This window comes from Vreelandella nigrificans, from assembly GCF_002374315.1.
Taxonomy (GTDB): domain Bacteria; phylum Pseudomonadota; class Gammaproteobacteria; order Pseudomonadales; family Halomonadaceae; genus Vreelandella; species Vreelandella nigrificans.
On sequence record NZ_NWUX01000005.1, the window covers coordinates 16797 to 29141 of the forward strand.

At 48.8% G+C, this 12345-nt stretch carries 11 protein-coding genes; 5 read left to right on the top strand and 6 right to left on the bottom strand.

Annotated features, from left to right (window positions below):
- Nucleotides 1–14: 14 nt before the first annotated feature.
- The 6 genes from CPA45_RS08010 to CPA45_RS08035 all read right to left on the bottom strand — a co-directional run bounded on the left by CPA45_RS08010 (nucleotide 15) and on the right by CPA45_RS08035 (nucleotide 5686).
- The gene (locus CPA45_RS08010; RefSeq protein ID WP_096651042.1) at nucleotides 15–713 is read right to left on the bottom strand and encodes a FadR/GntR family transcriptional regulator; all 699 of its coding nucleotides are present in this window, start codon (nucleotides 711–713) and stop codon (nucleotides 15–17) included.
- A gap of 48 nt (nucleotides 714–761) precedes the next feature.
- A complete protein-coding gene (locus CPA45_RS08015; RefSeq protein ID WP_096651043.1) occupies nucleotides 762–2072 on the bottom strand; it encodes a TRAP transporter large permease in 1311 nt (436 codons plus the stop codon).
- A gap of 30 nt (nucleotides 2073–2102) precedes the next feature.
- The gene (locus CPA45_RS08020) at nucleotides 2103–2615 is read right to left on the bottom strand and encodes a TRAP transporter small permease subunit (RefSeq protein WP_096651044.1); all 513 of its coding nucleotides are present in this window, start codon (nucleotides 2613–2615) and stop codon (nucleotides 2103–2105) included.
- Nucleotides 2616–2672: 57 nt separating this feature from the next.
- Nucleotides 2673–3701, bottom strand: coding sequence for a TRAP transporter substrate-binding protein DctP (dctP, locus tag CPA45_RS08025; protein ID WP_096651045.1), 1029 nt, complete (start codon nucleotides 3699–3701; stop codon nucleotides 2673–2675).
- Nucleotides 3702–4172: 471 nt separating this feature from the next.
- On the bottom strand, nucleotides 4173–4895 hold the full coding sequence (locus CPA45_RS08030) for a FadR/GntR family transcriptional regulator (RefSeq protein WP_096651200.1): 723 nt from the start codon (nucleotides 4893–4895) through the stop codon (nucleotides 4173–4175).
- A 56-nt stretch (nucleotides 4896–4951) separates the two neighbouring features.
- A complete protein-coding gene (locus CPA45_RS08035; RefSeq protein ID WP_165771524.1) occupies nucleotides 4952–5686 on the bottom strand; it encodes an SDR family NAD(P)-dependent oxidoreductase in 735 nt (244 codons plus the stop codon).
- 393 nt (nucleotides 5687–6079) lie between these two features.
- Here CPA45_RS08035 and CPA45_RS08040 point away from each other — a divergent pair, with 393 nt between their 5' ends.
- From CPA45_RS08040 to lpdA, 5 genes are all read left to right on the top strand, one after another.
- On the top strand, nucleotides 6080–6859 hold the full coding sequence (locus CPA45_RS08040; protein WP_096651047.1) for an SDR family NAD(P)-dependent oxidoreductase: 780 nt from the start codon (nucleotides 6080–6082) through the stop codon (nucleotides 6857–6859).
- A 22-nt stretch (nucleotides 6860–6881) separates the two neighbouring features.
- On the top strand, nucleotides 6882–9062 hold the full coding sequence (locus CPA45_RS08045) for an alpha-ketoacid dehydrogenase subunit alpha/beta (protein WP_096651048.1): 2181 nt from the start codon (nucleotides 6882–6884) through the stop codon (nucleotides 9060–9062).
- A gap of 77 nt (nucleotides 9063–9139) precedes the next feature.
- Complete coding sequence (locus CPA45_RS08050; protein ID WP_096651049.1) at nucleotides 9140–9613, top strand: VOC family protein; 474 nt, start codon at nucleotides 9140–9142, stop codon at nucleotides 9611–9613.
- Between the two features lie 3 nt (nucleotides 9614–9616).
- Nucleotides 9617–10933: a pyruvate dehydrogenase complex dihydrolipoamide acetyltransferase gene (locus CPA45_RS08055; RefSeq protein WP_096651050.1), complete on the top strand. Its 1317-nt coding sequence runs from the start codon at nucleotides 9617–9619 to the stop codon at nucleotides 10931–10933.
- Nucleotides 10934–10935: 2 nt separating this feature from the next.
- Complete coding sequence (lpdA, locus tag CPA45_RS08060; protein WP_096651051.1) at nucleotides 10936–12333, top strand: dihydrolipoyl dehydrogenase; 1398 nt, start codon at nucleotides 10936–10938, stop codon at nucleotides 12331–12333.
- Nucleotides 12334–12345: the final 12 nt, after the last annotated feature.

The following is a 12345-nucleotide window of genomic DNA, read 5'->3' on the forward strand; positions in this document are numbered from 1 at the left end:
TATAGATAACACCATCAAGCATTCAAATAAACATTCATCCTTTTCGCTGCCTGGCGCAAATGATTTTCAGCTGCCAATGCAGCGCCATCACAATTTCCACGTTTAATATTCTCAAATATCTCAGCATGCTCTGAAAAAACTTCATTTACTAAATCATGAGAATATTTAGAGGTATTTAGCCTGGCCTGACGAATCAGCTTTCTTACTGAATGATCAAGATGCTCATTTAAATCAATAAAATATCCGTTATGAGTTGCTTCAACTATCGATCTGTGGAAAAGGTAGTCCTCATGATCGGCAAGCTCCCCTTTAGCGATAGCCAACTCCATTCCCAGCAGCGCCTGTTGAATCTTTTTCAGGTCTGTACTATCGCGTTTTGATGCAGCAATTTTCGCAGCCCCTGATTCAAAAAATATCAAAAAATCAATAATTTCCTGAAAAGTTTCTTCATCCCTGGCTGGAAAATCACCAACTTTAAACGACCGAGCATGAGTGTTCTCGGCAACGGTTGTTTTTTTCCCCTGCCCAGTATCAATTACCCCCTCCTTTTTTAGGTAAGAGAGAGCTTCCCGAACTACCGTCCGGCTTACCCCAAACTGTTCACACAGCTCACGTTCGCTTGGCAAGCTATCCCCTGGTTTTAGGAGTCCATTGTTTAACTCTCTATAAAACCAGTTAACTAATGAGTCCGATAACGGCTTAGCAATATCCATTTTAGATAAAACCTCCAAAGAACTTTACAATTTTCTCTGACAATTGTTTTACATTACTTGTTTAGGTAACCAAGTAGCTATTTCAGGATATATCGCAATAAGCGCCATACCCAAGACAATCACTAAAACATAAGGAGTAACCGACTTATAAATATGCAGCATTGTAATTTCTTTTGGCGCGACCCCTTTCAGGTAGAAAAGATTAAATCCGAAAGGAGGAGTCATGTAACCAATTTCCATCATGATAATAAACATTATGCCAAACCAGATGGGGTCAATGCCGTTAGCTTGTATCAAAGGTACAAAAACAGGCAGAGTGATCATCATTATCCCAACTGGATCCATTACCATACCCAGTAAGAACACAATAAATAGCATAGCAAATACTACCCCCCATTCTCCCCCGGGTATAAACGCCATGATGTCTGTAATTACACGCTGGGCCCCCATAGAAGTATAAACGGTACTAAATGCATATGCCGAAAAAAGTATCCACATTATCATGGAAGTTAGAACTAAGCACTTAATCGAGGCATCAGAAATCAACTTAAATGTTAGTTGTTTATGGACAGCCGCTGATATTATAGACCCAAGTACTCCAACAGCAGCAGCCTCCGTTGGGGTGGCCATGCCACTAAGAATAGAACCCAGCACCAATGCCACAATCATAATCGGCAGTAAAACCCCTTTTAATGCCACAATTTTTTCATTCCAACTCCCTCTATCCTCCTTCGGTAGAGATGGGCCAAGGCTCGGGTTTATAAAGCACCGTATAGCAATATATGCGGATACCAAAATCATAAGCAAAATTCCTGGCATAACCCCAGCAGCAAATAGTGCTCCTACTGAAACACCTGTCAGCATTGAGTAAAGAATCATTACGATGCTTGGAGGAATTAAAATCCCAAAACCACCACCCGCATTAATGCACCCTAGCGCCATTTCTCTATTATAACCACGGGCAAGCATCGCAGGCAGAGCCACGGCTCCCATAGTCACAACGGCTGCGCCACTTACACCTACCATTGCCCCAAAAATAGCACATATAAATACTGTGCCAATCGCCAATCCTCCACGCACTCCTCCCCACCATAGGTGCATCATTCTATATAATGATAGTGCAACTCCAGACCGTTCTAGAATAATAGCCATTAAAATAAATAGCGGAACAGATATTAAGGTAAAGCTATTCATAGTACTCCACATTCTTGATGCAATCATATAGAATGCATCACTCCCCCATGTGAAGTATAAAAATATTACGGATATTCCTCCTAGAACCCAAGCGAGCGAAACACCTAAAAACAGAAAAAAAACTAAAGAACCAAAAAACAAAACTGTCAGCAATTCAGTACTCATGGATCCTCCTTTATATTGTTATTAAGAGAGTTATATCTCTATATTTTTCTCGATGAGAATTAGAAAATCTTCCACAAAATTAGCAATTCCTTGTAGTAAAAGCAGGCAAGCACCTACTGGAACAGCAAGTTTTACAGGCCATATTTGAGGGTTCCAGGCTGATCCAGACCTTTCGATTCTGCTTATGGAGTCACTGGCCAACTCCCACCCTTCGGTGATCAATACTAAGATAAAAGCAAAGAACAGAAATGACGTTAACAAATTAATGAAAGATTGAGTTCTCGGGCCTAAGTTTTGGTAGAAAATATCAACATTCACATGCCCCTTATTTGCTAACAAATAGGCGCCAGACAACATAACATATGCTCCGAAAACAAGCTGGGAAAGCTCTCCTGTCCATGTCGTCGGTTGCCTAAAAAAATATCTCATAATGACTTCAGCTATGAGCAATATAAATATCAAATATATGGAATATCCTACGACTCGACCAACCATCAAATTCATGGCGGTTATATAGCCACATAATGACTTAACGTAGTGCATATATAGCTCCAAAAAATTAAATTGTCTGCCCAGAGCTCATACTGGGCAGACGAATGATTAATGCTTGGAAATATCATCCCTAAAGCTTCTCAGCATTTCTATTGCTGCTGAAGCACTATCTCCTTTATTTCCCTCAAGCTCCCAAATATTATTTGCTTCGATCTCCATTTTTTCCCTTACATCATCAGGGAAACTTATAGAAGTAATATCCTGAGAGCTTTCAATTTTTCTTAAGGCGACTGCTTCACGATACATATGATCAATAGTCGTACTCCAAAAGTGATCCTCAAGTGTATCTTTTAGAATGTCTTGGATATCACCTGGAAGTCTTGCAATAGCATCTTCGTTAATTATATAGGCTTCCAACGCACCAATGAGAATAGGATCTTGTACACGATAAGAAGCAACTTCATAGAACCCCATATTGGATGCCTCTTGAACAGCCCCCCAAACTCCCGCATCAAATGTTCCTGTGGCAAGGGCTTGATAAAGCTCAGTGCCAGGGATAAACGAAGCTGCAGCACCAACATTTGTTAAGAAAGTTTGGGGAACTCCAGCAACCCGTATACGCATTCCTTCAAAGGTTTCGAGGCTGTCTATTTCGACTCTAGAGAACATCTCGTAGGGATAAACTTTGTCTGAGGCATAATATAGGCCGTAACCGGCTGCCTCTTCTCTAATGATCTCTTCAAACCCAAGGTTTTTAAAATAGTGAGCGGCTTGCCACACCTCATCGAATGCACCAGGAAGCCCGAAAGCAATGCCCGCTGTTTCGAGCTGATCTGTCAGATAGGCAGGTGAAGTCAAAGCCATAGGAATGACACCACGGCGAACTGCATTGAAAAGCTCAGTTGCTCCAAAGAGGCTATCAGCAGGATAAAGATCTAGAACTAACCTACCACCTGTGCGTTCTTCCAACGTATTTTTCAGCTTAACGAGGCTGTGTTCCCAAGTTGGACTTGCCATAGGAAGGTGTGTAGTTACTCGCCATACATATTGTTCATCTTCGGCAAGAACTTGAGAAATGCTAGCTGTCAGCAAAGTGGCTGAAATAGCGCCATGTGCAATAATTTTTAACACATTCATGAGCAACCTCTTAGGCGTTGTTTGTCAATTATTATATCTTGTCATACAAAATTCCCTTCTTGTATGACAAGATAGTCTTTAACAGCAGGCCTTGAGAGTCAATATATCCTTTGGTATTACATTTTTTCATATACTACTGATTTACAAGGAGTTATTCAGAAGAGTGATTTATTTAAATTCTCTCTTCCATCATACTTTTCGCCTCGCTTCACTCTGGATCCGCTGTTTTTTTTCAATCAACGGCACGGCCATCCAGTAGAATTATCTAATGTAATATTCTATGGATTAGATGTAGGGGGATATCGTCAACGGAACAACTCGGCTGACAAAAGGGTTAAGAAATGCGTTAGATAGGTAGCATTTTTAGCGCAAACAAGAGGATAGCGCTCTATTAGCCAACTGTGCATCAACATTAGAAATATATCCCGCCGCTGCTTACGCACAATCTCGGCGGGATATAATATGCCTAACTTAGTTGGTAGACACGGCCTGATAGATTTCTAAGCGTTTTGCAGCATTTTCGAGATGTTGTGAAGCTGCTTTCTCCGCTTCAACCACATCCTGAGCCTCGATGGCATTAAAAATAGCCTCATGCTCTTGCTGGACCAGTTTAACCATATCATTTCTACGAGCAGTTTTTTCTCTGGCGATGCGTATCAAATTTCTAACGCGCGATTCTAGAAACTCTCCAAAGCTTATAAAGTAGCCGTTGTGAGTGGCGTGCAAAATGGCTCGATGGAATTGCATATCTTCATCAACTCCATTTTGCCCCTTGCGAATAGCTGAACCTAGATCATCAAGATGCTTACGAATTGATTTGAGATCGTCATTATTTCGACTTTTAGCGGCCTGTCTTGTGGCAGCAACTTCCACTGACATCAAAAAGCTAAAGAGATGGGAAAGGTCTTCTTTGTCTTCAAGACTAGGGTCTAGCCTGAAAACGGAGGATCCCTGTGGATTAACGAATTGGCCACGCCCTTGTTGGGAGATAACTAACCCATCAGATTTTAGGATAGAGATAGCCTCCCTGATAACTGGGCGGCTAACCCCGTAGATATTTGCCAACTCATGCTGAGTGGGAAGGCGTTTGCCCGGCTGAATTTCCCCGCTGTCGATGGACACTCTAATGCGTTTGGCTACTTCATCCGGAAGGGAGTGGCCTCTCAAGATGTGATTTGAAGTGGTTGTGTTCATTTTTGTGTCCATTTAGAGAGCAATCTTGCCTTAGTAATGAGTGAGCCCCGCGTATGTCAATTAATGTATAAGCCGCCATTGACCTGGATTGCTTCGCCAGTTATGTAGCTAGCCGCATCGCTGCAGAGAAAATCGACAACGCTGGCGACTTCATCAGGCCGGCCTAATCGCTGCAAAGGTGTGGAATCAATCATATTCTGTCGCTTGACCTCATCCAATGATTTCATCATACGAGTATCAATCAACCCAGGGGATACAGCGTTAACGCGAGTAAGAGGAGAGAGCTCTTGTGCCAGTGAACGAGTCAAAGTGAGAACGCCCCCTTTGGCTGTAGCGTAGGGGGTATGATTGATACTTCCACGTTGGCCAGCCAATGAAGCAAGGTTCACGATGGAACTACGACGACTTAATAAAGGGCGCAATGCCTGAATAGTATAGAAAACCCCATCCAAGTTAATAGCAAGACTGTTGCGCCATTCGCTCACCCCGATCTCGCCTAACGGAAGATGTTGATACAAGCCAGCTGCGGTAACGATGTAGTCAACCTGGCCAAAGATTTCCTGGCATTTTAAGGCTAGGCGCTCAGCATCTTCTGCTTTTGATACATCTTGCATCATACCATAGCAGCTCTGCTCGCCTCCTAGTGACTCGACGAGTGGGGTCAGCGCTTCCATGCTGATATCGGCCAGTAGTAAGCGTATGTTTCGATCATGAAAACGTTTTGCGATTGCTGCTGGGATTTCGCCTGCAGCCCCGGTAATCACAGCAGTCTCACAGTCTTGTTTATTCATTGATAGCTCCTGCATAGACAAAAGTCTTATTGTAAGGTTGTCTTACAAGTTGCAGTTTAGAAGGTGTAAATAAGCATGGCAAGACGAACATTGCTGGATACACAACAAAACCTATAGAACCAAATGCCTGAATTTTTAGCATGAGGATATGCTCGCAGCCACTCGCAATAGTGGCTGAAAGGGGTAGCGCCTGCTTAGAAAAAGTGCATGTTGCATATGGTTAGACACTGCTTGCGTGCAGCTTGTCGGATCGATGTAGGCACCGGAGAGTTTCCTCAGCAAACGATGGGTATTTCCTAACGCATTTAGTGGCTTGCCCCACAGGGTTGCCTAAGAAATTCCTACGTTATAAAAATTTGTAAGGCAACCATATCAATTTTGAGGCGCCGTATGATGCAAAAACAAAGACAGCACTCTGAGCGGGGAGCAGTAGTAGTTACTGGGGGCGGAAGTGGTATCGGACGCACCATTGCGGAGCAATTCGCCCGTGCAGGCGAGGCAGTAATAATCTTTGATTACAACAAAGCGGCTGCCGAGCAGGTGGCGTCAGACCTGAAGATTACTGGCTACCGCGCTGCGGCCTTTGCCGGCTCAGTGAGTGATGAGGCTGACGTTTCTGCTGCTTTCGCCCTTGCAGATACCTGCTTTGATGGTGTCAAGACGCTAATCAACAATGCCGGTGTCTCTGGTAACTGCCCAACCATTGAGCTAAGCCTCGCCGAATGGCAGCGCAATATTGATGTGAACCTTACTGGGGTCTTTTTATGCGCCCGTGAAGCCGGACGACGCTTGATTAAAGCTGGTCGGCCGGGGGTAATCATCAATATGGCCTCCATGTATGGCGTAGTCGCTGCACCTAATCGAATAGCTTACTGCGGCACCAAGTCTGGCGTAGTGATGATGACTAAGACGCTGGCACTCGAATGGGCCAGCGCCGGTATTCGAGTTAATGGTATCGCGCCTGGATACGTGCATACCGCCCTGACTCAAGAACTAATTGAGACAGGCCGCTTGAATGCTGAGGCACTTAATCATCGCACTCCTTTAGGCCGCTTCGGGACGCCAGAGGAAGTGGCAGATCTCGCCTGGTTCCTAGCCTCCGATCAGTCTCGCTTCATCACTGGCCAAGTCGTCGGTGTTGATGGTGGCTGGTCTGCCAATGGCTATCTCTGATTATTTGCGAGGAGAATTCAGCATGCCCCGTTTCAATACATTAAAGTCAGAAGCCGCTTGGCGTGAACTCATTACCACCGACAAAGACTGGAAAGCGGCCGATGCCAATATGCTGCGTAGCCTATTAGTCAGCATGCACCTGATTCGGGCCTTCGAGGAGAAGGTGCTGGAGCTGGCTGGCCAAGGGTTGGTGCACGGCCCTGCCCACTCGGCGATTGGCCAGGAAGGGGGAGCCGTCGGCTCTGCACTGCCCATGCGAGCCAGTGATCAGGTGAACGGGTCGCATCGTGCCCATCACCAATTTCTCGCTAAAACGCTACATTACGTGAGCCCTGAAGGCTTAGACCTAGCTGCCCCCGTCAATGAGAAAACACAGTGGCTACTGCAAAAGACACTGGCCGAAATTCTGGGCTTGGACCAAGGCTTCTGCCGCGGTCGTGGCGGCTCCATGCACCTACGCTGGGCCGAGGCTGGTGTACTTGGCACTAATGCAATCGTTGGTGGTGGCGTACCCTTCGCTGCAGGAGCGGCCTGGGCACATCGCCAGGCAGGGACGGGGGATACCACATTCACTTACTTCGGTGACGGTGCGGTCAACATTGGCTCTGTGCTGGAGACTATGAACCTGGCTGCAGCGTGGAAATTACCGCTTTGCTTCTTTATTGAGAACAACCGTTACGCAGTCTCCACGGTGGTCGACGAGGCTACCGCGGAGGCGCGACTGTCTGCGCGTGGCCAAGCCTTCAACATTCCCTCCTGGAAAGTCGATGGCATGGACCCGCTTGCCGTCTATCTGGCTACCCAGGAAGCGATGGAAGTGATGCGCAGAGGTGATGGCCCAACCATTATCGAAGTCGATGTTTATCGCTTTTATCATCAGAACGGTCCGATGCCAGGCAGCGCCTTCGGCTACCGCAGTAAAGACGAAGAGAAGGCTTGGCGCGAGCGTGACCCACTGGATCTAGTCGCCACCAAGATGATCGAGCGCAAGCTGATTGATAAAGACGATGTACAAAGTCTTCGTCACCAAGCACAACAAGCGATGGACAAGGCTGCCGCTGAGCTACTCGATATGAGTGGTAAAAAACCTGCAATTCATGACCATTTGTGGCCTTCACGTGATTTTGTTGATGCGCTCGTACGTGGTGATCTATCAGAGTTCGACGGCGCTCATTATGCGGAACAGGAACAGTTCATCGGCAAGTTTGAGGAGCGCAAGTTCATTGATGCCGTGGCAGGTGTAATGAACCGCCGTATGGAGCAGGATGAGCGTATTGTCGTGATGGGCGAAGACGTACACCGCCTCAAAGGCGGCACCAATGGCGCCACCCGTGGCTTATCAGAGCGCTTCCCCGACCGCTGCCTGGGTACTCCCATCAGCGAAAATGCCTTCGTCGGTCTTGGTGGCGGGCTCGCCATGGACGGCCGTTACCGCCCTGTTGTTGAGTTCATGTATCCCGACTTCATGTGGGTGGCCGCTGATCAAGTATTTAACCAAATCGCCAAGGCCCGTCATATGTTTGGCGGAGATGGCAGCATGCCGCTGGTGTTACGCACAAAAATAGCCATGGGGTCGGGATACGGTTCACAGCACTTAATGGATCCCGCTGGCATTTTTTCTACCTCACCGGGTTGGCGCATCGTCGCTCCCAGTACCCCCTATGACTATGTGGGCCTGATGAACGCCGCGCTCCTTTGTGAGGATCCGGTGTTGGTCATCGAACACATCGACCTCTACAACGTAAAAGGGCCCGTGCCGACTGATGATCTCGATTATCTCATCCCGCTAGGCAAGGCCAAGGTGTTACGTGAAGGTAACGCCGTCACCGTGCTGAGCTACCTCAATATGGTGCATCAAAGCTTAGAAGTGGCCGAGCGCTTAGGCGTTGACGCGGAGGTTATCGACCTGCGCAGCCTTGATCGCGACGGCCTCGATTGGGAGACCATTGGTGCAAGTATCATGAAAACCAATAACGTTCTGATCGTCGAGCAGGGTTCAGTCGGCACATCCTACGGCACCTTGCTGGGTGACGAAGTCCAGCGCCGGTTCTTTGACTACTTAGACCAGCCCGTGCAACGCGTGCACGGCGGCGAGGCCTCGCCGAGCATCTCGAAGGTGCTTGAGCACGCGGCCTGCGCCGGCCCCGAAGAAATCGAGGATGGACTTCGCCGGGTACTGGCTGGGCAGGGACAGCCACTGTAAGCCCCCCGCGTTATGACCTGCGACTCGCTTGGTGAACGCCAGAGTTGCACACAGAACGGTATTGAGGAGTTCCACACATGAAAATGGTCGCACCATTGGAAGTGGGCATTTGCTGCCAAAACCTTGAAGCGCTCAAGCGTTTCTATATTGAGCAACTAGCATTTATAGAAACGAGCTACTTCCAAATAACCGCCGATAAAGCGGGCGATACCGGCCTAACCAAGGGCGCCTATCAAGTTGTGCGCCTACAGTCTCCCTACGGCGAACGCCTCAAGTTATTGGAGCCACAGACTGCACCCATTACCGCCAATCATAGCGACACCATCCTTGAGCGGAAGGGAAATGTGTATTTGACATTTATCGTTGATGACCTCGCGGCAATGCTGGCCAAGCTGAAAAAGATCGGTGCTGAGTTACTCAGCGGCGACGAAATCGTCGAGGTGCGGCCCGGTACTTATCTGATCTTCGCCCGTGACCCCGAAGGTAACATCATCGAGTTTGTCGAGTACTCCGACATCCTAGGCTATCGACCTGACCTAGTAGGAAAATAATTTATGGCTACTGAAATTTTGATGCCATCGCTGGCGGCTGGCATGGAAGAAGCCACGCTGATGCGTTGGCTAAAGCATGAGGGCGATACGGTGGCCAAGGGCGATGTCCTTGCCGAAATAGAGACCGATAAGGCCATAATGGAGATGGAGTCTGAGGTCGATGGTAGGCTGGGCCAGATTCTGGTGCCCGCGAGCCCTGAGGCCGTTCAGGTCGGCACTCTCATCGCTGTCGTACTGGACGAAGAGGAGCCCACTTCAGTACTGGCCACCTATCAAACCGCACAAACGGTTGCCCCGCAGCCCGATTCGGCAAGCTTCCCAGCTAGCCCGACTCCAGCGCCAAGCCCTGTTCCAGATCAAGCCCCGGTGCAGCACAGCACGTCGCTATCACAAACATCACATACCCAGTCTAGCAACAGTGCTGAACGGATTTTCGCTAGCCCATTGGCACGCCGTTTGGCCAATCAGGCTGGCATCACGCTGAATAGCCTGACCGGCAGCGGCCCGCGCGGGCGCATCGTACGATTAGACGTCGAGCGAGCTTTACAACAACCACCCGCTGCAACCGCCACGGTTGAGATCACAAGTCCCGATACTGCTATCTCACCGCAGGGTGGAACCGATGCCAGTGTTGAGCGTATTCCCAATAGCGGCATGCGCAAGACCATCGCTCGTCGACTATGTGAGTCTAAGCAAACCGTACCGCACTTCTATTTAACGGTGGATTGCCGAGTAGATGAACTATTAGAACTGCGCTCTAAACTCAACGCAAATGCTTTACAAGCCAAGCCAGCGTACAAGCTGTCGGTGAACGACTTTATAGTATTCGCCGCCGCCAAGGCGCTGCGCCGGGTGCCCGAGGTTAATGCCAGTTGGACTGAGTCTGAAGTGATTCGATACCTCGACGTTGACATCAGTGTGGCCGTAGCCACTGAGAGTGGACTGATTACCCCGGTGGTGCGAGAGGTAGATCGTAAAGGGCTGGCCGAGATTACGACCGAAGTACGCTCACTGGCAGACAGGGCTCGTGCCGGGAAGCTGGCTCCTCGCGAGTATCAAGGTGGCGGTTTCACCATCTCTAATCTGGGCATGTACGGTATCCGTGAGTTCAGTGCAATTATTAATCCCCCGCAGTCAGCCATTTTGGCAGTAGGTGCAGTAGAGAAACGTCCAGTGGTCGTAGGCGACCAGCTCGCTGTCGGGAGCATGATGACCCTAACCTTATCCGCTGATCATCGTGTCGTAGACGGCTCCGTCGGTGCTCGCTTTTTGTCCGAGCTCAAGGACTTGCTGGAAGAACCACTTAACCTGCTGGTGTAGAAATGATGGAAAACTATCAAGTACTCGTGATCGGAGCCGGCCCCGGTGGTTATGTGGCGGCCATACGCGCGGCACAACTTGGGCTAAAGACGGCTATTGTCGAGCGCGCTGAGCTGGGCGGGGTTTGCCTCAATTGGGGCTGCTTGCCGACTAAGACGCTGCTTCGCTCGACCGAGATTCTGCGCTTGGCCCGCGAGGGCACACCATACGGGCTGGTACTTGATTCAGCTCCGCGCTTTGATCTGACAACCGCCATCAAACGCTCTCGGGACGTGGCTAAACAGCTCAACCGAGGCGTGCACGGGCTAATGAAAAAAAACAAAGTAACAGTACTTACCGGCCATGCCCGTCTGCTGGGCAAAGGTAAAGTTGCCGTCGACAACGCTGGTGCTGAGCAGGCAGTACAGGCCCAACACATCATCCTTGCCACCGGAGCTCGTGCACGCGCCATCCCTGGTTTCGAACCAGATAGTGAATCCATCTGGACAGCACGTGAGGCGATGGTGCCAAAAGCCTTACCAAAGAGCATAACCGTTATAGGCGCTGGCGCCATCGGCGTCGAGTTCGCCAGTTTCTATGCCACTGCGGGCAGTAAGGTGACGATCCTAGAAGCTTCAGATCGCATTCTCCCAGTCGAAGATTCCGAGATCTCAGGCTTGCTAGCTGAACACCTGCGCAAGCAGGGTATTGAGATTTATACCGGTGCCTATGTAGAGAATAAGGAAACGACAACCTGCGGTATTAAAGTCAATTTCACGAAAGGCGGCAGCCCCCTGTCGGTCGAGTCTGAGAAAGTAATACTAGCAGTGGGCATTACTGGAAATGTCGAAGGCTTGGGCCTGGAGAATACTAAGATCCAAGTTGATCGCACGCATATCATTGTTAATGAATACTGCGAGACTGACGAGCCCGATATCTATGCCATTGGTGATATCGCAGGTCCACCGTGGCTTGCTCATAAGGCTAGTCATGAAGGCGTGATGGTGGCAGAGCTTATCGCCGGTGTGGAAGACGTACACGCCCTTGATCCTAAGTCTGTTCCCAGTTGCACCTATTGCCACCCTCAGGTTGCTAGCGTCGGTATCACAGAAGAACAGGCGTTAGAGCAAGGCTTCGAGGTGGATATTGGACGTTTCCCGTTTCTGGGAAATGGTAAAGCGCTATCGCTTGGCGAACCTGAAGGCTTGGTAAAGACAGTCATTGATAAAAAGACCGGAGAACTTCTTGGTGCCCATATGATTGGACCTGAAGTGACCGAGCTGATCAGTACTTACGCCTTGGCTCGAACCCTCGAGACGACAGAAGTTGAGTTGATGCAAACGGTGTTTCCGCATCCGACTCTTTCCGAGGCTTTACACGAGTCAGTACTTTCCGCATACGGAAAAGCGCTTCATATCTAAGCACTAGGCTGT

What these genes read in the sequence shown, in the direction of transcription:
- CPA45_RS08010 (WP_096651042.1), bottom strand. Translation starts at nt 713, where the DNA reads ATGGATATTGCTAAGCCGTTATCGGACTCATTAGTTAACTGGTTTTAT.
- CPA45_RS08015 (WP_096651043.1), bottom strand. Translation starts at nt 2,072, where the DNA reads ATGAGTACTGAATTGCTGACAGTTTTGTTTTTTGGTTCTTTAGTTTTT.
- CPA45_RS08020 (WP_096651044.1), bottom strand. Translation starts at nt 2,615, where the DNA reads ATGCACTACGTTAAGTCATTATGTGGCTATATAACCGCCATGAATTTG.
- dctP (WP_096651045.1), bottom strand. Translation starts at nt 3,701, where the DNA reads ATGAATGTGTTAAAAATTATTGCACATGGCGCTATTTCAGCCACTTTG.
- CPA45_RS08030 (WP_096651200.1), bottom strand. Translation starts at nt 4,895, where the DNA reads ATGAACACAACCACTTCAAATCACATCTTGAGAGGCCACTCCCTTCCG.
- CPA45_RS08035 (WP_165771524.1), bottom strand. Translation starts at nt 5,686, where the DNA reads ATGAATAAACAAGACTGTGAGACTGCTGTGATTACCGGGGCTGCAGGC.
- CPA45_RS08040 (WP_096651047.1), top strand. Translation starts at nt 6,080, where the DNA reads ATGCAAAAACAAAGACAGCACTCTGAGCGGGGAGCAGTAGTAGTTACT.
- CPA45_RS08045 (WP_096651048.1), top strand. Translation starts at nt 6,882, where the DNA reads ATGCCCCGTTTCAATACATTAAAGTCAGAAGCCGCTTGGCGTGAACTC.
- CPA45_RS08050 (WP_096651049.1), top strand. Translation starts at nt 9,140, where the DNA reads ATGAAAATGGTCGCACCATTGGAAGTGGGCATTTGCTGCCAAAACCTT.
- CPA45_RS08055 (WP_096651050.1), top strand. Translation starts at nt 9,617, where the DNA reads ATGGCTACTGAAATTTTGATGCCATCGCTGGCGGCTGGCATGGAAGAA.
- lpdA (WP_096651051.1), top strand. Translation starts at nt 10,936, where the DNA reads ATGATGGAAAACTATCAAGTACTCGTGATCGGAGCCGGCCCCGGTGGT.